Below are 20,148 nucleotides of genomic sequence, written 5' to 3'. Positions count from 1 at the left end.
TTTAACTGTATCTTCAACAAATACAGTATAGAATTATAACTGTTCTTCTGTCAACTACAGTTACTTATAAAAATAAAACGAAGCGGATCGGCCGCCTCGTTCTATTGTTCAAGCAAGTCATTCAACGTTTTGGTTTTCAAACCTTCCACGACCCATGACTCCATATCGAGTTGTAATTCGCCAAGGGACTTTCTCGAGGTTTGTGAAAAACAGCATGTTCCCTCTGCCTCAAAGAATTCCTTGGATACGGTCTCGGCACTGACTGCTTCATATACTTCAGCTAACCCGATCTCCTCGGGCTGTCTGCTGAGAGAATATCCACCGTCGCGTCCTTCTTTTGCGCTGATGATATCCGCTTTAACGAGATGCGTAAGAATCTTACGCAGGTAGACGGACCGGGATTCCAGCTTCTCAGCAAGCTTCCCACTCGGACAGCGGTTCTCATTTTCAGCGAGGACGATCAATGCTTTCAATGCCATACTGAACCAACGCACATTATTCATTTTCTCTGACATCGTTTCACCTCTTATCCAAGGTATATTTTGAGACATCCTCAAACAAAAGTCAAAACGACTGCCCGTATTTATTCACCAGACAAGGCTTCCTTCAGCTTCTCCAGATTGCCTTCCATCAGCGTGAAGTAGGTCTCCTCATTCTGGATATCTTCTTCTGTCAAAACAGACAAGTTGTGAATTCTGAGGGCCTCTGCGTTCAATTCTTTTCTGACAACCTCTGAAACTTTCGGTGTAATGTTCTGTTCGAACAAGACATGATTCAAGTTATTCTCAGAAGCTACTTCGATAATATTCTCCAGTTCTTTCTGGGACGGTTCACTCGTCGGGCTCAGGCCGGATACGGCGATTTGCTCAAGACCGTAAGACTGCTCCCAATAGCTGTACGCTGCGTGCGAGACGATGATTTGATTCTTCGGAAGTTCTTGAAGCTGATCATGGAACGATTGATCGAGATCCTGCAGTTTCGTCTGTAAGTTCTCGAAGTTCTCCTGATACGTATCTTCTTTGTCCGGATTGATCTCAACAAGCTGATCTTTTATATTCTCAGCCATTTGGGCAGCGAGAATCGGATCGAGCCAGACGTGAGGGTTCTGGTCCCCGTGGTTATGCCCTTCGTGTCCTGTTTGATCTTCCTTCGTTTGCTCTTCTTCATGGGCATGCTCTTCTTCGTGTGCATGCTCTTCTTCATGAGCATGCTCTTCTTCATGGGCATGCTCTTCTTCATGGGCATGTTCGTCTTCGTGTGCATGCTCTTCTTCATGAGCATGTTCGTCTTCATGAGCATGTTCGTCTTCGCCTTCAGCGTGGACATGCTCCGTCAATTCAAGACCTTTTGAGGCTTCCAAGATCTGTACACCTTCAGGTTCAACCGTTTCTGAGATCTGTTCAGCATAAGCTTCGAGCCCTGCCCCGTTATAAATGAACAGGTCGGCTTCTGCGATGCTGATCATCTCTTTCGTTGTCGGTTCGAAGGTATGTGGGTCAGACCCCGGAGGAAGGATCGATGTCACATTCGCATCTTCTCCTGCAATCTGTTCAGCAAAATATTGAAGGGGATAGACGGTTGTGTAAATCTCAAGGCCCTCTTCTGTTGTCTCTTCATTTGAAGCGGGATCGTCTGAAGCCGTTTCAGAGCTGCAAGCTGCCAAAAACGCAACAAGACCGATCACCCACGCAAACTTTATCCATTTATTCATAGTATTCATACGCTCCTTTTGTTTCATCCAAAAACAGTTTATCGTAACCATTACAAATTGTAAATGGTAATGGTTACTTTTTATTTGATTCAAACGATTCTATTTTCATTTGAATCTCATAGAGTGGTTCATAAGACTATTGACAAAATGAGCGGTTTGATAGTTAATGTAAGGTGTCTAAATGATAACCGTTACGTTTTACGGAAGGAGTTAAAGAATGAACAACACCTCTGCATCCATCTCAAAAATCAGTTATCTCGTACTGATTGGATTCCTCGCCCTGTTTCTGTTCGCTGACTTTTTTTCAATGGACTGGCTTGATATTCCGTCCTCACTGCTGGATATGAATACGATGTGGATCAGCATCGTGCTCGAAGCGATCCCGTTCGTGCTGCTCGGTGTATTTATCTCATCCGTCATCCAGATTTTCATAAAAGAAGAGACGCTGAAGCGTTTCATTCCGAAAAATCCTGCGCTCGCTCTCGTCCCTGCGGTCACCATTGGCGCTATTTTCCCTGTTTGTGAGTGCGCCATCGTCCCCATCGTAAGAAGGCTTCTGCAAAAGGGAATGCCTCTTCATGTCGGAATCGTCATTCTCGTTTCCGCACCTGTATTAAATCCAATCGTCTTTTTGTCTACGTTCTACGCCTTTCAGACAGACACATCCATCGCGTGGGCTCGTATGGGACTGGCGTTCTTCGCTTCTTTGATGATCGGTGCCTTAATTTACAGAGTGTACGGAAACCGTAACGTCCTTCACGCAAGCCACACGGCCCACTCCCACAACCACCATGATGATGGCGGAAATAAAATCGCACAGGTTTTCCAACATGCGAGTGATGAGTTCTTTGATATGGGGAAGTTCCTGATCATCGGAGCTCTTGTTGCAAGTGCTGTTCAAACCTTTGTGGCGCGTGAAGCGCTAGTCAACATCGGAACCGGTGCCCTGGCAGGACCGGCTGTCATGATGGGACTCGCTTATATTCTATCGCTCTGCTCCGAAGCTGACGCGTTCGTCGCTTCGTCGTTCAAAGGACTTTTCTCATCAAGCTCCATACTCGCTTTCCTTGTGTATGGACCGATGACCGACTTAAAGAACACGATCCTTATGCTGGCGTACTTCAAGAAGCGCTTCGTACTCGGCTTTCTGATCGTCGTCACCATTACGGTCTATGTAATTACACTCGTCTATCAGACATTCATTTTATAAAAAAGGAGAGGTACATATGAACCGGCAGTTCCATCAATTCTTTCGAAGTGTCATCTTGTTCGGGTTCTTCTTGTTTTTGTTGAAAATCATTCTGTCAGGCGATATCCAGAAGTTCATCGCCCCGCGCATGATGCCGTACATGTACTTCACGCTTGCGGTTCTTGCCATCCTTGCGATCATCCAATATTTCAAAAGTGGATTCGAGGAGGATGACGACAGCTGCAGTTGCGGACATGACCATGACTACTCCGCTTCCCGCTTGAAATCAACCGGCATCTATTTACTTTTCATCATTCCGATTATGACGGGAATGATGTTCTCAGACCATATTCTCGGCAGTTCTGCAGCGGCCAATAAAGGGTTCAAATACGAAATGCGTTCGGCTGCGACGAAGGAAAACATTGATGAACAGACCGCGCCGGGAGACGATGAAGCTCAGCCTGGAAATAACGTCATCCTGGAAAACCCGGGCGTACTGACTCCAAAGGACCTGTACCCGGAGCTTTATGAAGACATGCAGGAGAATGACAAGCTCGTGCTTCATAAAGACAACTATATCGGCACCATTTCACTATTAGAAGACGGGATGGATGATTATGTCGGCAAGGAGGTCGTCACTCATGGCTTCGTCTTCCGGGAGAACGACTTCCCTTCCGATCAAATGGTCGTCGGCCGCTTCGGCATCAGCTGCTGCGTTGCCGACGGAGGCGTGTACGGCATGCTTGTTGAGTCCGAAGACCTGAATCAATATAAAAATGATACGTGGGTCGAGGTGCGTGGCGTTCTTGAAAAGGTCGAATTCAACGGCTGGGAGCTGCCGCTCATCATACCTACCGAAATTAAGCCCATCGAAGCTCCCGATGAGCCCTATGTCTATGAAAAACTCGAATATACAGGATAATAGACTGAAGAAAAGCCTCGAAAGTGTTGTGAGAAAATCTCTCTCGACACTTTCGAAGCTTTGTTCTTCCTAAAACGGACATGACGAGGCTCTTCTCTACCATTTCTCAACGTCCGTAGTCAGAAAAACGACTTGACCCTCCTTCTCTCTACCATTTTCAGTTTGATAGGATGCGAGATTCTTCAAAGTTGAGTGGATAGAGCGTATAATCCAGATAAAGGAAAGAAATTGAAAGGGGAATTCAGCATGGACATGGAACAAGTGTACACATCGAACTTCAAAGTCGGCGCTTACCCGTTTTACGAACACCTTCGCAAGACGAACCCGATATTTGCGATGAATGAGCAGAACGCACAGGCCTCCTGGATGGTTACGAAATATGACCACGTCAAAGAACTCTTGAAATCGCCAAGCTTCATAAAGGATCAGAGTAAACTTTTCTCTAATCAGAACGAGGAAAATGACAGCGGAGAGCCGAACCTGTTCGGGAATATGATGTTAGATGTCGACCCGCCCGATCACACACGTCTAAGAAAACTTGTCCAGCCGTCCTTCAATCCGAAAACGATCAAGCATCTGGCACCGCGCATCGAGCAAATCGCCGAAGAGCTGCTCGATGACATACAGGATAAATCAGAGCCCGTCGACTTGATTGAGGACTATGCCTTCCCACTGCCGATCATCGTCATCAGCGAGCTGCTTGGGGTGCCGACTGAGGACCGTAACAAATTCCGCAAGTGGTCCAATACGATTCTTGCTGCTCAAGATGAAATGAATCAGGACTTTATCCAAGACGTTGAAGCCTTCACCCAATACTTAACCGAACTCTTTGAAAAAGGAAGCGCCCATCCTGAAGAAGACTTAGTCTCCCAATTGATCGAGTCCCAGGAAGACGGGGATAAGCTGAGCCGGAACGAGCTCTATTCAATGGTCGTGCTGCTGATCATTGCGGGTCACGAGACGACCGTCAACTTGATCGGCAATACGATGCATGCCCTGTTTGAACATCCCGCCCAGCTGGAGCAGGTGAAAGAAGATCACCAACTCATTTCTGGTGCGATCGAGGAAGGGCTGAGGTATTACAGCCCGGTCGACTTTTCCACGGCTCGCTGGGCAGGTGAAGATATGGAATTCCATGGCCAGTCGATTCGAAAGGGAGACTTTGTAATGGCCTCCATCAGCTCCGCCAACCGTGACGAAGAAAAATTCGAACAAGCAGATTCCTTCAATATCACACGAGAGCGCAACGCCCACGTCGCATTCGGATTCGGCATCCACTTCTGCCTCGGTGCACCGCTCGCCCGTCTGGAAGGAAAAATCGCACTCGAAAAATTGCTGGAGCGTTTCCCGAATATCAACTTAGACGCATCCCGTCCATCACCACAATGGCGCCGGGTCTTCTTACTACGCGGACTCGATTCTCTGCCTGTACAGCTCTAAATTGTGTAAAAAAGCAGGGATTCCCTTTATCGGAATCCCTGCTTATATTAAGAAGCTTCTTTTTTTAAGAATTGCTCCAAGCCGCCCAATGAAAAATCCTTATTCCAATGTACATAATGCCCACCTGGTACGGAAACATATCGTATCGGAAGGTTGAACCCCTCAAGTTTTTCTATGTATTCCTTTGTTTTTCTGTGCTCTTTCTCATCTATATCTTTGAAGGTTCCATAATACAAGTAAGTCGGTACGGTTACCTTTTTCAGCAATTCAGGAAGGTTGAGATTGTAATACCCAAACATCAGATTAAGCCCTCTATCAGAAAAATCTGCTGGATGCTTTAAGGCTGTACGCACATAGGGATTCGCTTCAGTATGGACATGCTCACAAAAGCGCTTCATATCTTCTTCAAAACGATCTTGGCTGACCTCTTGTGCGGTATCTTTTGTAAATAAGGGTTCTAACCTATTCAAGAACCGCTCTCCAAACAGCTTGTAACCTATATTTAGAAAAGGCAGTGCAAATGCAAATGGACCAAATTCTGATGTTGGAACTCTCGGAAAGGGCTTGTGTCCTTGGTCTAGTAAAATTAAATTCTTTACGCGCTGAGGGTAATGAACGGCAAAAGCTAACGAGACCGCTCCTCCTAGAGAATGTCCGATTACGTTTACTTTTTCGATGTCCATCTGATCTATGTATGACTTCAGCCAGTCCGCTAAAAGTTCGGACGTGACTTTACCTTCTATGCCCCTGCTTTTCCCTAAACCCGGCAAATCAATAAGGTGCGTTTCAAACCTACCTTCTAAATGTTCTGCTATATTTAACCCTTCATTCCCTGAAAACCCACCGGCAGGAAGGAAAATAACAGGTTCCCCGGATCCGACCTTTTCAACAAAATACTCACACGCTTGATTTGAAATGCTACCCACCTCACTTTTGACAAGATACTATAAGCTTATCACAGGTTCCCACAAATTGGATGATAAGTCTTTTATGAAACGTTCTTCAACTGCTTCAAAAATAAGCAAAGAAAAAAGCCTTGCTGCACAAGGCTTTTCCCAATTAATCATCATCACGTTCCTTTTCACTTTTCAGCACGTCACCTGTAGACGCATCCACCTTCACTTCATACTCCATCTGACCATCTTTCAATTCGATTTCATAGTGGCCATCGTCATCAAGCTCGGTTTCCACAATCTTCGCATTCTCCACATTCACTTCATCAATAGCTGTCTGCTCCGCTTCTTCTTTCGTAACATTTACTGTTACGTTGCTCGCTGAACTGTTGTCGTCGTTGCTGTCGTCTTCACGATCGACCTTCAACACTTCACCGGAATTGGCATCCACATCAACGTCTGCTTCCTTCCCTTCGATTTCATACACATAACGGTCGCCATCGCGGTCTTTTTCAACTTCTTGAATCGTCAGCGTACCGACCTCTTCTGTCGCAGTGGCCTCCGCTTCTGCTTGTGTAATCGATACGTCACTCTCTTGAAAACGATCGTCGTCTGCACCTGTCACCGCACTGACTCCAAAAGCTCCACCCAGCACAGCAACTCCTGCTACAGCACCAATGATCCATTTTTTATTCATTTTGTTTCCTCCTTGTGATTCGTTCTAGTTATAGAATAACCACCGCAGATGAAAAACAAAGAAGAACAAAATGAGAGTTTGATGAGAATGTTCTAATCATCCCACGTAATCGACAGAATCTCGCCTGTGATGGCGTGAACTTGAACCGTCGCCTCCCGATCCTCACCACGTTCGATTTCAATTAAAAAGAAGGCCTCACCATCTTCTGATTCATAATCGACATCATCAACCTGCCCGTCAACCTCGGCCAGGGCGATGGATAAAGCCTCCTGTTCGGTGATCGGCTCAGTAGGCTGCGGTTCTTCCGAAGAGTCCTCGCCACTTGGTTCAGTTTTGGGGTCCTGCGTTCCTTCAGAAACCCTTGTCATCCGGATGATTTCTCCGCTTTCCTTCGATACTTCCAGCTCATAGTCGCCTGTCTCGATTTGAAGGGAAATGAAAAACCGTTCATCTCCCTCCACGATATCGACAACGTCACCACTGTATTGGGCCTGCACTTGTTCACGCACTTGATCCGCCGTCACGGTCGATTGTCCGGCCCACAGTGACCAGCCCTGCCAGACGATGACAGCCGTTACGATACAAGCGATGACGATCAGCCCGATTTTTTTATTCATGTGTCCTCACCTCTACCTCCATCTTACTCGGTGAAAATGAAAATTCACTGAGAACGATCGAATGTCAAAATAGCTGTCGTCCCTTCGCCTACCCGACTCTGCAATTCCACCTCACCGCCGAGCGCACGCGCGAGGTCTTTTGCAAGCGAAAGCCCGAGTCCATATCCTCCGGCATCACGATTTCTCGATTCTGACACTTGATAAAATCGTTCAAAAACGTGCGGGAGCTTATCCTCCGGAATCCCGACACCTTCATCTATGATGCGGATCTGCCACACATCTTCCTGAACGCTTGCCGCCATTCTGATCTCACCATCACTGTATTTACGGGCATTATCCATCAAAATGTAGAGCAACTGCTTCAGCTTCTGCTCATCCGTCTCGACCACAGCATCCTCTGACACTTCAAGCACGACCTCTCTTCCATACGCTTTCTCAAAAGCGTTCGACACCGATGACAACAGCTCAGTCACAGCATGCTTCTCGATGTGAAGATTCCAATGCTCCTCCTGTTTCGCTAATAAAAGAAGCTGCTGGGTCAAATCCTTCATCCGAAGGGCTTCCGAATGAATGGCTTCTACGGATTCATGAAAAAGCGACTCATTCTTCACCCCACGCCGCTTCAGGAGACTCGAATAAGACTCAATGATCGTAAGAGGCGTTTTCAACTCATGAGAGGCATTCGAAATAAACTCCTCCTGCCTTTTATAGTTGAGCTCGAGCTGGTCCATCATTTGGTTGAACGTTTCCTTCATTTGATAAAGCTCATCCTTCGACGTCTCTTCCGTCTCAATCCGCTTGAACTGACCACTCCGCCTGATCCCCTTCATCGTCTGAATCAGCGTCGTAATCGGATTGATGATGAGATTCCCAAGCAGACGCGCAGAGATGAACAAAGGGATGATCGCGAGCAGAGTGACGACGATCAGTACAAACCTCAGCTGATTGAGCGTATCGGCTTCCGAAGCCATCGTCTCGGTCAGCTGCAAAGACGCGACCTCTCCGTCTGTCCAAATGACCGGTAATGAAACAAACGCATAGGGCGTCTCCTCAATCCACTTGATATCCGTCGTTTCACCGGCTTGAAACGTTGAAGGTTCATCGACCAGTTCCGGATGACTTCCTCCTGTCACCGTCGCCGCTTCCTGACCATCGGGCAGAACGATTTCAATCATCCCTCCCGGCGGTACGTACGCACGAATGAGGTCCTGAACCGCGAACGAACCTTGCTCACCACTGACACCTTCCAATGCCTGCCTCGCCTCTTCTTTCGCCTGCTCGACCTCCGCATGGAACAGAATCCGTTGAAATGAAATATAAACCGCAACATCAATCACAACGAGAAGGACAACGAATAAGACGGTCGTATACACATGAATTTTGTTAGACAGCTTCATCGCGGATCCTTTAAGACATACCCTACGCCTCTGACCGTATGAATCAACTGCGGGTCGTACCCTTTGTCGATTTTATTGCGGAGGTAGCGCACATACACATCGACAATATTCGAATCCCCATAATAATCGTAACCCCACACGAGATCGAGAAGCTGCTGCCTGTCGAGGACATGACGCTCATTTTTCATAAAACTGACGAGCAGTGAAAACTCGGTCGCCGTAAGTGTGATGGATGCCGTTCCCCGGTGCACCTCATGAGTCGCTTCGTTCACCTTCAGATCCGCCACTTGCAGCACATCTTCCTCTTCCTTTGGTTTCTGAGAACGGAGCGCTGCACGGACACGCGCCAATAATTCCTCCATTTGAAAAGGCTTAGTAATATAGTCGTTCGCCCCAAGGTCGAGCGCACTCACTTTATCATCGAGCGCATCCTTCGCAGTCAGCATAATGACCTTCGTCGCGTCATCTCCAGATCGAATCCGGCGCAGAACGTCGACTCCACTCATCTCAGGAAGCATTACATCAAGCAGGATCAAATCCCACGAACCTTCCCGAACCTTCTCCAATCCTTCGAGCCCATCCAACGCTTTCTCCACTTCATACCCTTCAAACCGCAGCTCAAGCTCCAGCACCCTTGCAATTTTCTCTTCGTCTTCAATGACTAATATGTTGGGCTTTGTCATGACGATCCCTCTCTCTATGCACTAATCAAAGATCTCATATGTACCATCTTCTCTCTCAGCCAAAAAAACATCTGAATACTGCTGGACACTGTAAATCGGTGTCCCTTCATTCAAATAATTAGAGGAGATCCCCTCTGGTGCATCTCCTCTGTAATCGAGGTCCACTTTCGTCTTCACTTCCCCGATTTCTTCCTCTATTGTGTACTGCCCTTCGTTCCATTGCCCAAGCGACATATACGTTACACCACGAATGGTCAGCTCGGCTTGATACGAGCCATTTGACTCAACGAACGATTCCGTTTCCTCCGCCTGACACCCAATCAGTAGAAAAAGAAAGAATAGAAGAAAGCACTTTTTCATCTCATCACCTCTTTCTTTTTCCATTCGATAACGGGTGCGGCAATCCTTCTATCACTTACTGAAAATATACCGCTTCTTCGGTTTGAACAATCGGTACACGACGAAAATCGTTAAGATTACCGCCGCTGCATAGGCCGTATACACGACGACCGGCACACCGCCCTCTGCATTCTGGACCCCGATTCCGATCAGCGCCCATATGAAGACCAGTGGATAAATGCGATCATTTTCCTTGAACAATACGACAATCGCTAGGATCGTCGCAACGATGATAAGCAGGAACGTCCACACAGAAGATGATAGTCCCCAGCCGTTCCATTCAATCACATTCAGGAAATAACTGATGTTCGCAATCGTCGCCACACTGACCCAGCCGAGATACACCGAAAATGGAAGGACATCGAAAAACGTCCCGCCCTCATCCTTCATCCGGACATACAAACGGATCAGCGTCACTAACAACCCAAGCATCACGACAACAGATACGGCAAAAAACTCATAATGCCACATGAAAATCCACAAACTGTTCAACAGACAGCTCAGCACAAAGAGACCTCTCGTGTTCCGGTATTTATACCGATCCCTTTTGTAGGAAGGAAGCTGACGGACCAGCCAAATGCCAAGCAGCAGATAAATCAGTCCCCAGATGCTGAACACATATCCCGCCGGCGTAAACAGAACATTGAGCCGGTTTGAAATCTCACCTGTTGTCTGCCCATTCAACGGCAGTATATTCGCAAGCGCGTTCACTGTAAGTACAATCAAATAAGCCAAAAACGCTGTAAGTAAATTTCTCACCTTTCACACCTTCTTTCCAACCTTTGTACCCTTTACTATTCCTTGTTCTACCTATTTCCAATCATTTTGTAGAATCTCAATTCAAAAAGTCGAAAGAGAGGTGGCTTCCTCGATGAGCATAGGTTAAAGATTTCTATAAGGAAGTCCTGCTGGCTGAAGAAGGTCAATCAAAAAAGAGGATGGATGCTCTGGCTTTGGTCTTTGTAGAAGGACTCGTACTCATGGACGCGCTGGGGGCCATTCTGGTTCGCCTTCAGCAGTTCAATCAAGTCTGTTGTATGGCCTCAAGCACCTCAGTCATCAAGTCCTCTTTAATCTTATCGAAGAGCATAAGCATCATCGAAAGTGACTCTCCTGGCGAGGGTCACTCTTTTTTTATGGAAATCGATCGCGTGAGAATCTATGCGCGTTCGTGGGAACCTATTCAAGACTTAGCCGATTCATGAAAAAAAGCGTCTACAGACATTTTCCTGCAGGCGCTTCTTCTTTGTAATCATTCAACCGTTATGCTTTTCTCCTTATGCGTATGAAGATCCCCTTTTACGACATGAAGCTTCACCTGATACGTACCACTCTCTTCAAAAGTATGGGCAAGTGCGTATTCGCCTTGGTTCTCCGTCTCCTCTGCATCTAGAAACATATGTTTTTCCGCTCCATCTTTCCACACCTCAAAGCGTACCTCTGCCTCTGACACGGGTGCTTCGCCATTCATGACATGAGCCATCAGACGCGTTTCCTCTCCTTTTGAAATGAGGTCCTCAAGCATAATGTGTGTCATGACGTCCGTGGCATGACTATGATCGCCTTCATGACTGTGATCATGTCCTTCCTCTTCATTATGATGCTCTTCTGCTTCCTGCAATTCTTCCTGTGCTACATCACCGATGACAAGCTCTTGTTTCGGCATATTGTGCATATCTCTTGCTGTTACGTGAGCGACTACGTAATATACGTCCGCTTCCTCTACTTGCTTCTCGATCGAGTAGATGCCCTCTCCTTGCGGCTCTCCGTCTACCATATCGTGCTCCTCAGAGTCCTGATCCTTTTTCCAAAATTCAAACTGAACATCATCTGCGTCACTCACAAGCTCGTCGCCTTGCGTAACTTTCGCCTGAATCGTAAAGGACTCTCCCACCTCAAGTGCGTCTAGGCCAGGTTCTGTGGAGATCTCAACTTCAATCGGAAGAGGAAGCGCGTCTTCTCCACTTGCTGTCTCGCTCTCATCCCCTGCGTCCGATGATCCACATGCCGAAAAGACCAAGATTCCTACAACGGCAAGCATCATCCATAGATATTTCTTTTTCATCGTATTCATCCTTTCTTATTGTACTTTCTTCAGGTCATTCACAATCTTGTCGAGCTCCGCCCGGTTTGTTCCACTATAGCTTTTAATCGCTTTGCCCTCAGGATTTATTAAGAAAAAACTCGTTCCGTGCATATATTGATCAGAGTCTGGAACTTCACCAACCAGGTTACGAAAGGATTTGATGGAAAACTCCTTAATCGTTTGAAAGTCATAGCCCGTCAAAAACGACCAATTGCTGTAATCAGCTCCGAATTTATCTCCGAATGCCTTCAATTGCTCAGGCGTATCATTCTTCGGATCAATACTGAATGAAACGAACTGAACACTGATTCCTTCCTCCTGGACCTTGTCCTGCAGCAACGACATGTTCTGAGTCATAGGAGGACAGACAGTTTCACAGTTTGTAAAAATGGTATCTGCCACCCACCATGATCCCTTCAAGTCTTCTAAGCTGACCTGTTCTTTGTCCTGGTTCGTGAAGCTGAAAGACTCTACCGTTTCAGACATGTTCGTTTCGATTTCTTCGCCACAAGCTGTCAACACAAACAGAATAAGTCCTAGCATCCACACGTATTTCTTCACTTGACCACCTCTCCTTTAATCCATCTCAAGCGAGTCGAACACAACCGAAACCTCTGTCCCTTCTTGAAGCGTCGAACGAAAGGTAATGTCTGCTCCATGCTTTGTCACAATCTGATTCACAATGGCTAATCCAAGCCCTGAACCTCCCGCTTCCCGGGTTCTGGATTTCTGCACCCTGTAGAAGCGATCGGTAATCTTCTCAAGGTCTTCTACCGGAATCCCTTTTCCGTGGTCCTTGATGACGAGGACCGTCTTCCCTTCTTTTTGAACCATCTTCACTTCAATCAGCTGCCCTTTCTCCGAATACCGGAGCGCGTTGTCCAGCAAGTTACTGAACACCTGCTCCAATCGATCTGGATCCCCTTCGATCACCGCCTCTTCATCCAAATCCAGCTTCAGCGGGATCTCTTTTTGACTCAGACGAAGCCGGAAACGGTCGACGACATCATGGACAAGCTGAGCAAAAGGAATCGGCTCCAACCTCATTGGATACGAATCCCCTTCAAGCTGGGCAAGGTCCAACAAATCATGAACTAAGCGTGTCAATCGATCGGTCTCCTGGTGGATGATGCGAATATATTTTTCCTTTTCCGCATCTTCCACGTCGCCCTCCATAATCGCCTCTGTGTACCCTCTCATATAACTAAGAGGCGTCCTTAATTCGTGTGACACGTTCTGGAGGAATTCCCGACGGTTTTCTTCCACCTCTTCAAGTGACTTCGCCAGCTGATTGAAGGACGAAGCGAGTGACCCCATTTCATCTGTAGAAGAGACATGTATGCGTTTAGAGAAGTCCCCGCCGGCCATTTTCTTAGAAGCCGCCTCCATTTTCCGTAAAGGGAGCACCAATTGATTCGCGACTTTCCGTCCTCCCCAAAATGTGACGAGAAGGATCAAGCCCATGACCCCGAGTAATATGTAGCGAATCGACTCGAAGGGCTGGTACACATCATCCAACGGCATGTAAAGAAAAATTGCACCCGATAAACGGTCTCCCTCCAATAAAGGGACGGCTACGGCAAGGATATCCTGTTCAATCACAGCGTGCTGCCTTACCAGCGTTACCGTCTCCCCCTGCAACAACTGCTGCCGCTCCTCGAAGTTGATGAACGACTCACTTACAGAAGGCTCATATGGAAGCGAAGCACTCAATTTCATCGGATTCTGAACGAAGAGCGCTTCCGCTTCTGAATCTTCATTGACCCACTTCAACCGCTCTTGAAAAAGATCACTATTTCCTTCTTCCTGATAAACCGCTTCCAAATTGCGCCCTTGAAGAAGAAGCAGGTCTTTTTGATTATCAACGTAAAACCGTTCATATAAATAGAAGGTCAGTCCGAACCCCACTCCTACTGTCGAAATCGAGACAAAGGCGACGGTCATCCATATTTTCTGCTTCAGTTTTAAACGATTGAACCATTTAGGAAAATTTATAACCAACACCCCAGACGGTTTGAATATAGGCTCCAGCCGATTTCAGCTTCAGGCGCAGCGTCTTCACATGGGTATCGACGGTTCTCATCGTTCCTCCACTTTCCAGCCCCCAAATTCGATCGAGAAGCTGTTCTCTTGTGAACACCTGTCCTACATGCTGAACGAGAAAAGAAAGAAGGAGAAATTCTTTACGAGTCAGATTTACCCGCTGACCTTCCACCTCTACAACATGCCCTCTCAAATCCACCATTAATTCTTTATGTTGAAAAAGGTGCTCCTCTGTCTGGAACCCTTTCGATCTTCTGAGAGTGGCTTCCACACGGGCAAGCAGTTCTTTTAGACTGAACGGCTTCACGATGTAATCGTCCGCTCCGGTCCTTAACCCTATCACCCGATCATCCGGGTCACTCTTTGCTGTCAGCATCAGGATCGGCACATCTGAGAACGAACGGATTTCCCTGCATGCAGTCACCCCGTCCATCTTCGGCATCATGATATCCAAAATGATTAAATCGACCTCTTCATTTTTTGCAGCCTTAACCGCCTCTACTCCATCCATCGCAGTCATCACTTGGTAGTTGTACCTCTCCAAATAGGACTTCACCATGTGAATCATATCTTGTTCGTCGTCTACGACTAACACTCTCATTCAGGATCGCCTCCTTTCACAATCGCCGCAGGCCCACCCTCTATCGATACTTCTTTCACAATCTGAAAAGATACAGGGTCGATGATCGACAACGAATCGCTGTCGACGTTCGACACGTAAAGAGCCCCACCGTCCCCTGTCATGTCATAAGGATTGGCTCCTACTTCTAAACGCTCACTGTTCTCAGGGTTGGAAAAAGGAAGCTTATACACTTCATGTGACCCATGGCATACGACAAACAAGTCCGATGATGATTCAGGACTGAACAATTTCACAGGCATCAGCCCCACTTGAATCCGGGAAAGCTGTTCACCAGACTTGGCATCCAGCTCATAAACGTAACGATTCAACTCTCCATGGACAGGACCATGCCCCCCGATGTACACTTTTTGATCGCGCACCCAGATTCCCTCTGGCAAATACGGTACCGGATACTCCCGCTCTACTTGGTGATTTTCCATGTTGATGACCGAAACCGTGGAACTCTTCTGATTGACGACGTAAAGCATCCCCTCTTCATCCGCTGCCATGGATAGAGGAAGCTGACCGACCATAACCTCTTCAATGACTTCTCCCTTTTCTGTATCAAACACTTGAACGGAGCTGTTCACGCTGTCTGCTAAGTATAAATATCCACTGTCTGAATCATAAAGAAGCTCATTGACTCCTGATCCGACCTGCTCCCACTCTTTTAAATCCCCACTGCTCGTGTCGAGTAAATAGAGTGGAGATTGATCTTTCGTCGTAAAAGCGACCCTGTCAGAGTCAATTCTTGCAATCCCTGCAACCGAAACCTCTATCTCAGTCTGTGTAACAGATTCCCCATCTTCAGACATCACCGATAGTTTCGTATCCTTCAAATGTGAAATAAGTACGGATTCATCTGTTCCTTCCGGCAGGTGAATCGTCTGTCCACGACATGCACTCAATATAACGACCAACAGCACAAATAACGTCACTCTATATTTTTTCATGAAAGCCTCTAACCTTTCGTTTACTACAAGTTTGCCCAGCAGTTACTAGTATAAAAGATAAATATGAAATGTTTGTGAGGAATTATGGAAAATTGAAGAAGAGTAAAAATGAAGACAAAACAAAAAACGGCAGCCGTCAAGCTACCGTCCTCACTGCGACATCATCAAGGCTTTCTTGTCAGATCAATCACAATGTCCTCTAAATCAAAACTTCGATCAGGCAAAGGATCTTCACTCCCGGATTCAGAATAACTCGAAATCTCTTCCCCTGTATCTGCATTCACAGATCCTCCACTTCTTTCTGAGTTTTGTAACGATACGTGCGGAGTGACGATCAATTCACTGGCGTCTGGATGGATCACCTGAAATGTTTCTCTCCACGTTATCGAGTACTCATCCCCCGAGCCTCCATTTCCCACTCCCTCATAGACATTTCCAAGATCATCCTTCACCATGAGATCGACATTGACATCGTTCCAATGTCGGTCCACCTCTTCCGTAATCGACTGGGTGTATGTGAGAGAAAAGGACATTGGATTCGCTGTCATTTTTTCAAGCGTCACTTGAACACCGTCCTGCTCCACCGTCTCCATCACCTGCTTCGTTTGATAATCAGTAGACTCGAGCTTAAAGCTGAAGCTCCAATCTCCCTCTATCGTTTCAGATGAATCTCCATAGACAAACTGATCAATGCCCCACTTGACCTTGGCCATACTGAACTCATCTTCATCTTGACTGGTCATCGTCACTAATCCGACATACTCGTTCTCGTCGACCTTTTGGATTTGTGAAAACCCGGTCAGTCCACTTACACCTCTAATAGCAAGCGAATCTTTCACCATAAGGTCTTCTCCCAAATCTTTTTCCGTTATTATGGAATAGGTCAGCGTCACAGTCTTCCCGTCAAAAATAGCATCGTTAAGCGTAACTTGAATGCCATTCATTTGCTCCACTTTGTTCAGCTCTGTGGAAAATGGTTTGTACGTTTCGAATACGCTCAAGCTGTCGCTCATTTCTTCAAAAATGTTTCCGACAATCGGAATCTGCCCGGCAGTGGAAGGGAACGAGAAGCCTAGCGTGACGGAAGTAAGCCCTAGAAAAAGAACAGCTGCTGCAACCGGCTTCCTCCACCCTTTTGTACGCTTCTTCTCCTCCTTCGCCCGTTTCACACCAGCTTTTGCCCTGTCATGCAGTTCATCCGGAAGTTCTAAATTGTCGAGTTCTTCTTTCCACTTATTACTCATACCATTCACTCTCCTTTAACTCATACCGAAGTTTCCTTATTGCTCTGTACAAAGTCGTCTTGGCCGTGCCGAGTGGAAGCTCAAGAAGATCGGCCACCTCTTGAAACGTGTAATGGTGGTAGAAACGAAGTAGCACGATGTTCTTTTCATCTGCTTCCAAATGATCCATCACGTCACGAAGGGTCATCGATAGCGAGAGGTCCTCTTCCTCCGCCCCGATGTATTCCTCGTGGTCAGGCTTCAAATGAATCACTTTCTGGTTTTTCCTCAAAAGGTTCGTAGCACAATTGATCGTAATCCGGATCAGCCACGTCTTGATATATTCCGGATGCTTGAGCGTGTCGATCTTCTTAAAGGACTGATACGCGACTTCCTGAACGATGTCCAGTGCATCTTCTTTGTTTTTCACATAGACGTAGGCCATGCGGTACACATCTTGTTCGAAATGTTGAAATAACTGAAGAAAGGCTTGATCATTTCCCTTCTGCGCTTTTTTGACTAAACGTTTCATGATTAGCTGACCCTCTCCCTGTTTGTACTGACACGAATTAGACAATCGCAAGGTGAATTTGGCTTTCGATTTATGTATTTTCTTCAGAAAAAAATCGCCCGGGTTGCGGACGATTGTGCACAGGACTCATTCTTTATTCTTCTCATGAACGCGCTCGAGCGTCTGGACGAGGGAAGCTTTGAACTGCACAAGCTCCTCTTCGCTCATCCCAAGCTGGTCGACCAACTGAAACGGAATGTCGCTTGCATCCTTTTCCGCTTCCTTACCTTTTTCCGTCAAGGAAATAATGACGCTACGCTCATCTTCCGGCGAACGGTGGCGGACGATGAAACCCGCCGCTTCCATCCGCTTCAACATCGGAGTCAGTGTACCGGAATCAAGGTAGAGACGGTGCCCCATCTCTTTCACGGTGATCGATTCTTCCTCCCACAATACGAGCAGCACTAAATACTGCGGATACGTCACATCCAACTTTTCAAGCAGCGGCTTATACAGCTTGGTCATCTCACGAGCCGCCGCATATATGGAAAAACAAATTTGATTTTCTAACTTCAAATGCTCTTCAGCCATACCGATCTCCCCTTCTATCCCAAGTGTACCCAATCTTGCCATCCATCACAACAAATCCTGCTGCCGAGCGTCCCTTTTGACATCATCTGAACTTTGTTGTAAATTTGATTGTGCACAATCAAATTACACAAAACCATTAAAGGGAGATGACGAATATGGAAAAAGCATTGTACACAGCAAAAGCAACCGCTCAAGGCGGCCGTAAGGGAACGGTGACATCAAGCGATGGCACAATCGACTTTGAACTATCCATGCCGAAAGCGTTAGGCGGTCAGGAAAAAGAAGGCTCAACGAACCCTGAACAGCTCTTTGCTGCCGGATATTCCGCGTGCTTCGACAGTGCCTTGCAGCTTGTCGCTTCTCAAGCGAAAAAGTCCATCGAGTCCGTCATTACAGCAAACGTAAGCATCGGAAAAGACGGCGAAGGGTTCGGTCTTGCTGTACAGCTTGATGTTGAAATCTCAGGTGTTACACAGGAAGAAGCAGAACAGCTTGTCGAAAAAGCCCACCAAGTCTGCCCATACTCCCGCGCCACACGCAACAATATCGAAGTTACATTAAATACAACCGCTAAATAAGAAAAAGCTCGGCGACATTCGCCGAGCTTCTTTTCATTATTCATCAACCGTACGCTTTTGGTACCACCAAACCGTCAGCGCAATGGTCACGACGGTCCAGCCCGCAATCCATGCGAGAGAGCTCAGTACTTCAGCGTTCCCTGAAGCCTGGAACAACTTTTCAAACTGAAGGTTCGGCAGGATTTCAACGACAGCCAGCCATTCCGCATCCGCGATCAAGGACGTGAACAGCGAACCCATCCCCAAAATCATGATCACAGGCAGGATGAAGATCGATGCCTCTAACAACGACTTCGACATCAGTCCGATCAATGTACCCAGCGCTAGGTAAAACACAAGAATCAGTGCAAAACCAGCCCATGCTACTCCAGGAATAGAAGGCACGCCCCCTAATAGGTTCACACAAAGAAAGAGCACAAGAACGCTCCCCAAAAGCGACAGCATACTTTTCCCTGTCAAAATCTCTCCAATAGAAGCAGGCGAAAGCATCAATCCTCTCAACGTCCCCTTCTCTCTCTCCTCCGCGATTACCGCAGCCTGAAGGAACGCTCCTACTGTAGCAAACGTCAGGTTCGCAATCATAGGAAGCAGAGCCACAGCGTCCTCCTGCCCTCTTGCAAACAACCATGCATAGAAGAGGGGCAGCAAGAAGGTCGAAGATACATATAAGTTCTTTGAAACATCTTTCAAATCTTTATTAAAAATGGCATACATTCTCTGGAATGACGGGTTCATGCTAAATTCCTCCCTGTAACTTGAATGAACACTTGACCGAGTGAAGGTTCATCGGTATGAATCGACACCACTTGTTCTGACAGCAGGCAATCGTAAATCGCTTTGGCGCTTTCTTTGGCATTTTCGAACGTGACCGTCTGACCACCTTTAAGCTGCACGGTGATGATCGGCTCGGAAAAACGCTGGCAGAGCGTAGCGGGACTTCCTTCCTCTACAACGCGCCCGGCATTCAACAAAGCGACACGATCGCATAACGTTTCCGCTTCATCCATATCGTGTGTCGTCAAAAAGATCGTCGTCCCTCTCTCTTTCAGCTTGCGCAGTCCCTGATGGATTTTCTCTTTATTAATCGGATCAAGTGCAGCTGTCGGTTCATCTAAGAACAACAGCTCAGGTTCATGCAGGAGGGCACGGGCAAGGATGATCCTCTGGTGCATTCCTTTTGAAAGCGTCGAAACTTTCTTGCGCTCGACCCCTTCCAGATTAACCATCTCAAGTACCTCTTTCACTCTGCGTATCGGCACGCGATACAACTGACAGTATAAATTCAAGTTATCCTGTACCGTTAGCCTTGGATAAAGGCTGCTGTTATCCGTCATAATGCCGATACGCTGCAGCTGATCTGAATCGTGTATCGTCTGCGTATCGTTATTGAACACGCGTACCACACCGGAATCGGCTTTAAGCTGGCCTGTAAGGATTTTAATGGTTGTCGTTTTTCCAGAGCCACTCGGTCCAAGAAAGCCGAAGATCTCACCTTTTGTCACTTGCACATTTAACCCGTCTAACGCCTTCTTGCCCTTGAATGCCTTGTGTACGTTTTCTAATTGAATCATCTGTTTGCCCTCCTGTCGTTTC

24 protein-coding genes are annotated in these 20,148 nt (G+C 46.9%); 5 read left to right on the top strand and 19 right to left on the bottom strand.

Going from position 1 to position 20,148, the window contains the following annotated elements; translation table 11 throughout:
- Window positions 1-101 precede the first annotated feature (101 nt).
- A complete protein-coding gene (locus LCM20_RS08215) occupies window positions 102-515 on the bottom strand; it encodes an RrF2 family transcriptional regulator (RefSeq protein ID WP_225194956.1) in 414 nt (137 codons plus the stop codon).
- A 68-nt stretch (window positions 516-583) separates the two neighbouring features.
- Entirely contained in the window at window positions 584-1,711 is a 1,128-nt protein-coding gene (locus LCM20_RS08210; protein WP_225194955.1) for a metal ABC transporter solute-binding protein, Zn/Mn family, read from the bottom strand.
- A gap of 217 nt (window positions 1,712-1,928) precedes the next feature.
- On the opposite strand from LCM20_RS08210, the gene LCM20_RS08205 reads away from it, so the two are divergent.
- The 3 genes from LCM20_RS08205 (at window position 1,929) to LCM20_RS08195 (ending at window position 5,262) form a co-directional block, all read left to right on the top strand.
- The gene (locus LCM20_RS08205; protein WP_225194954.1) at window positions 1,929-2,921 is read left to right on the top strand and encodes a permease; all 993 of its coding nucleotides are present in this window, start codon (window positions 1,929-1,931) and stop codon (window positions 2,919-2,921) included.
- A gap of 16 nt (window positions 2,922-2,937) precedes the next feature.
- Complete coding sequence (locus LCM20_RS08200) at window positions 2,938-3,822, top strand: TIGR03943 family putative permease subunit (protein WP_225194953.1); 885 nt, start codon at window positions 2,938-2,940, stop codon at window positions 3,820-3,822.
- A gap of 246 nt (window positions 3,823-4,068) precedes the next feature.
- Window positions 4,069-5,262 carry a cytochrome P450 family protein gene (locus LCM20_RS08195; RefSeq protein ID WP_225194952.1) on the top strand — a complete coding sequence of 398 codons (1,194 nt, stop codon included), beginning with the start codon at window positions 4,069-4,071 and terminating at the stop codon, window positions 5,260-5,262.
- Between the two features lie 47 nt (window positions 5,263-5,309).
- Here LCM20_RS08195 and LCM20_RS08190 read toward each other — a convergent pair whose 3' ends face one another.
- From LCM20_RS08190 to LCM20_RS08160, 7 genes are all read right to left on the bottom strand, one after another.
- Entirely contained in the window at window positions 5,310-6,188 is an 879-nt protein-coding gene (locus LCM20_RS08190) for an alpha/beta hydrolase (protein WP_225194951.1), read from the bottom strand.
- A gap of 133 nt (window positions 6,189-6,321) precedes the next feature.
- The gene (locus LCM20_RS08185) at window positions 6,322-6,852 is read right to left on the bottom strand and encodes a PepSY domain-containing protein (protein ID WP_225194950.1); all 531 of its coding nucleotides are present in this window, start codon (window positions 6,850-6,852) and stop codon (window positions 6,322-6,324) included.
- Window positions 6,853-6,944: 92 nt separating this feature from the next.
- Entirely contained in the window at window positions 6,945-7,469 is a 525-nt protein-coding gene (locus tag LCM20_RS08180; protein ID WP_225194949.1) for a PepSY domain-containing protein, read from the bottom strand.
- Between the two features lie 44 nt (window positions 7,470-7,513).
- Window positions 7,514-8,866, bottom strand: a complete 1,353-nt coding sequence (locus tag LCM20_RS08175; protein WP_225194948.1) for a sensor histidine kinase — start codon at window positions 8,864-8,866, stop codon at window positions 7,514-7,516.
- Window positions 8,863-9,549 carry a response regulator transcription factor gene (locus LCM20_RS08170; RefSeq protein ID WP_225194947.1) on the bottom strand — a complete coding sequence of 229 codons (687 nt, stop codon included), beginning with the start codon at window positions 9,547-9,549 and terminating at the stop codon, window positions 8,863-8,865. Before LCM20_RS08170 ends, LCM20_RS08175 begins: the two co-directional genes overlap by 4 nt.
- A gap of 21 nt (window positions 9,550-9,570) precedes the next feature.
- The gene (locus tag LCM20_RS08165) at window positions 9,571-9,909 is read right to left on the bottom strand and encodes a hypothetical protein (protein WP_225194946.1); all 339 of its coding nucleotides are present in this window, start codon (window positions 9,907-9,909) and stop codon (window positions 9,571-9,573) included.
- A gap of 51 nt (window positions 9,910-9,960) precedes the next feature.
- Window positions 9,961-10,707, bottom strand: coding sequence for a TspO/MBR family protein (locus LCM20_RS08160; RefSeq protein WP_225194945.1), 747 nt, complete (start codon window positions 10,705-10,707; stop codon window positions 9,961-9,963).
- 179 nt (window positions 10,708-10,886) lie between these two features.
- Here LCM20_RS08160 and LCM20_RS08155 point away from each other — a divergent pair, with 179 nt between their 5' ends.
- A complete protein-coding gene (locus LCM20_RS08155; RefSeq protein ID WP_225194944.1) occupies window positions 10,887-11,153 on the top strand; it encodes a hypothetical protein in 267 nt (88 codons plus the stop codon).
- 47 nt (window positions 11,154-11,200) lie between these two features.
- On the opposite strand, the gene LCM20_RS08150 is transcribed toward LCM20_RS08155, so the two are convergent.
- From LCM20_RS08150 to LCM20_RS08115, 8 genes are all read right to left on the bottom strand, one after another.
- On the bottom strand, window positions 11,201-12,013 hold the full coding sequence (locus tag LCM20_RS08150) for a FixH family protein (protein WP_225194943.1): 813 nt from the start codon (window positions 12,011-12,013) through the stop codon (window positions 11,201-11,203).
- Between the two features lie 15 nt (window positions 12,014-12,028).
- The gene (locus LCM20_RS08145) at window positions 12,029-12,595 is read right to left on the bottom strand and encodes an SCO family protein (RefSeq protein WP_225194942.1); all 567 of its coding nucleotides are present in this window, start codon (window positions 12,593-12,595) and stop codon (window positions 12,029-12,031) included.
- A 15-nt stretch (window positions 12,596-12,610) separates the two neighbouring features.
- Window positions 12,611-13,978 carry a sensor histidine kinase gene (locus tag LCM20_RS08140; RefSeq protein WP_225194941.1) on the bottom strand — a complete coding sequence of 456 codons (1,368 nt, stop codon included), beginning with the start codon at window positions 13,976-13,978 and terminating at the stop codon, window positions 12,611-12,613.
- 37 nt (window positions 13,979-14,015) lie between these two features.
- Window positions 14,016-14,678 carry a response regulator transcription factor gene (locus tag LCM20_RS08135; protein ID WP_225194940.1) on the bottom strand — a complete coding sequence of 221 codons (663 nt, stop codon included), beginning with the start codon at window positions 14,676-14,678 and terminating at the stop codon, window positions 14,016-14,018.
- Complete coding sequence (locus LCM20_RS08130) at window positions 14,675-15,652, bottom strand: YncE family protein (RefSeq protein WP_225194939.1); 978 nt, start codon at window positions 15,650-15,652, stop codon at window positions 14,675-14,677. Before LCM20_RS08130 ends, LCM20_RS08135 begins: the two co-directional genes overlap by 4 nt.
- Before the next feature lie 164 nt (window positions 15,653-15,816).
- Window positions 15,817-16,896: a DUF4179 domain-containing protein gene (locus LCM20_RS08125; RefSeq protein ID WP_225194938.1), complete on the bottom strand. Its 1,080-nt coding sequence runs from the start codon at window positions 16,894-16,896 to the stop codon at window positions 15,817-15,819.
- Window positions 16,889-17,407 (bottom strand): sigma-70 family RNA polymerase sigma factor, encoded by a 519-nt coding sequence (locus LCM20_RS08120; RefSeq protein WP_225194937.1) that lies wholly within the window; start codon window positions 17,405-17,407, stop codon window positions 16,889-16,891. The genes LCM20_RS08125 and LCM20_RS08120 overlap by 8 nt, the downstream gene beginning before the upstream one ends.
- 126 nt (window positions 17,408-17,533) lie before the next feature.
- A complete protein-coding gene (locus LCM20_RS08115) occupies window positions 17,534-17,977 on the bottom strand; it encodes a MarR family winged helix-turn-helix transcriptional regulator (RefSeq protein ID WP_225195035.1) in 444 nt (147 codons plus the stop codon).
- Between the two features lie 155 nt (window positions 17,978-18,132).
- On the opposite strand from LCM20_RS08115, the gene LCM20_RS08110 reads away from it, so the two are divergent.
- Window positions 18,133-18,555, top strand: a complete 423-nt coding sequence (locus LCM20_RS08110) for an organic hydroperoxide resistance protein (RefSeq protein WP_225194936.1) — start codon at window positions 18,133-18,135, stop codon at window positions 18,553-18,555.
- Between the two features lie 36 nt (window positions 18,556-18,591).
- Here LCM20_RS08110 and LCM20_RS08105 read toward each other — a convergent pair whose 3' ends face one another.
- Together LCM20_RS08105 and LCM20_RS08100 are read right to left on the bottom strand one after the other, a co-directional pair.
- Window positions 18,592-19,290 carry an ABC transporter permease gene (locus LCM20_RS08105; RefSeq protein ID WP_225194935.1) on the bottom strand — a complete coding sequence of 233 codons (699 nt, stop codon included), beginning with the start codon at window positions 19,288-19,290 and terminating at the stop codon, window positions 18,592-18,594.
- Window positions 19,287-20,126 carry an ABC transporter ATP-binding protein gene (locus tag LCM20_RS08100; protein WP_225194934.1) on the bottom strand — a complete coding sequence of 280 codons (840 nt, stop codon included), beginning with the start codon at window positions 20,124-20,126 and terminating at the stop codon, window positions 19,287-19,289. Before LCM20_RS08100 ends, LCM20_RS08105 begins: the two co-directional genes overlap by 4 nt.
- Between the last annotated feature and the right edge of the window lie 22 nt (window positions 20,127-20,148).

The organism is Halobacillus litoralis, from assembly GCF_020171725.1.
Taxonomy (GTDB): Bacteria; Bacillota; Bacilli; order Bacillales; family Halobacillaceae; genus Halobacillus; species Halobacillus litoralis_F.
The sequence above is the reverse complement of the archived record's forward strand: the minus strand, read 5'-3'. Positions and strand labels throughout refer to the sequence as shown.

Bases quoted from the DNA above. Each gene is read 5' to 3' on its own strand.
- LCM20_RS08155 (WP_225194944.1), top strand. From the start codon at position 10,887: ATGGATGCTCTGGCTTTGGTCTTTGTAGAAGGACTCGTACTCATGGAC.
- LCM20_RS08150 (WP_225194943.1), bottom strand. From the start codon at position 12,013: ATGAAAAAGAAATATCTATGGATGATGCTTGCCGTTGTAGGAATCTTG.
- LCM20_RS08135 (WP_225194940.1), bottom strand. From the start codon at position 14,678: ATGAGAGTGTTAGTCGTAGACGACGAACAAGATATGATTCACATGGTG.
- LCM20_RS08105 (WP_225194935.1), bottom strand. From the start codon at position 19,290: ATGAACCCGTCATTCCAGAGAATGTATGCCATTTTTAATAAAGATTTG.
- LCM20_RS08110 (WP_225194936.1), top strand. From the start codon at position 18,133: ATGGAAAAAGCATTGTACACAGCAAAAGCAACCGCTCAAGGCGGCCGT.
- LCM20_RS08195 (WP_225194952.1), top strand. From the start codon at position 4,069: ATGGACATGGAACAAGTGTACACATCGAACTTCAAAGTCGGCGCTTAC.
- LCM20_RS08130 (WP_225194939.1), bottom strand. From the start codon at position 15,652: ATGAAAAAATATAGAGTGACGTTATTTGTGCTGTTGGTCGTTATATTG.
- LCM20_RS08185 (WP_225194950.1), bottom strand. From the start codon at position 6,852: ATGAATAAAAAATGGATCATTGGTGCTGTAGCAGGAGTTGCTGTGCTG.
- LCM20_RS08120 (WP_225194937.1), bottom strand. From the start codon at position 17,407: ATGAAACGTTTAGTCAAAAAAGCGCAGAAGGGAAATGATCAAGCCTTT.
- LCM20_RS08210 (WP_225194955.1), bottom strand. From the start codon at position 1,711: ATGAATAAATGGATAAAGTTTGCGTGGGTGATCGGTCTTGTTGCGTTT.
- LCM20_RS08165 (WP_225194946.1), bottom strand. From the start codon at position 9,909: ATGAAAAAGTGCTTTCTTCTATTCTTTCTTTTTCTACTGATTGGGTGT.
- LCM20_RS08100 (WP_225194934.1), bottom strand. From the start codon at position 20,126: ATGATTCAATTAGAAAACGTACACAAGGCATTCAAGGGCAAGAAGGCG.
- LCM20_RS08180 (WP_225194949.1), bottom strand. From the start codon at position 7,469: ATGAATAAAAAAATCGGGCTGATCGTCATCGCTTGTATCGTAACGGCT.
- LCM20_RS08140 (WP_225194941.1), bottom strand. From the start codon at position 13,978: ATGACCGTCGCCTTTGTCTCGATTTCGACAGTAGGAGTGGGGTTCGGA.
- LCM20_RS08115 (WP_225195035.1), bottom strand. From the start codon at position 17,977: ATGGCTGAAGAGCATTTGAAGTTAGAAAATCAAATTTGTTTTTCCATA.
- LCM20_RS08170 (WP_225194947.1), bottom strand. From the start codon at position 9,549: ATGACAAAGCCCAACATATTAGTCATTGAAGACGAAGAGAAAATTGCA.
- LCM20_RS08125 (WP_225194938.1), bottom strand. From the start codon at position 16,896: ATGAGTAATAAGTGGAAAGAAGAACTCGACAATTTAGAACTTCCGGAT.
- LCM20_RS08175 (WP_225194948.1), bottom strand. From the start codon at position 8,866: ATGAAGCTGTCTAACAAAATTCATGTGTATACGACCGTCTTATTCGTT.
- LCM20_RS08215 (WP_225194956.1), bottom strand. From the start codon at position 515: ATGTCAGAGAAAATGAATAATGTGCGTTGGTTCAGTATGGCATTGAAA.
- LCM20_RS08200 (WP_225194953.1), top strand. From the start codon at position 2,938: ATGAACCGGCAGTTCCATCAATTCTTTCGAAGTGTCATCTTGTTCGGG.
- LCM20_RS08205 (WP_225194954.1), top strand. From the start codon at position 1,929: ATGAACAACACCTCTGCATCCATCTCAAAAATCAGTTATCTCGTACTG.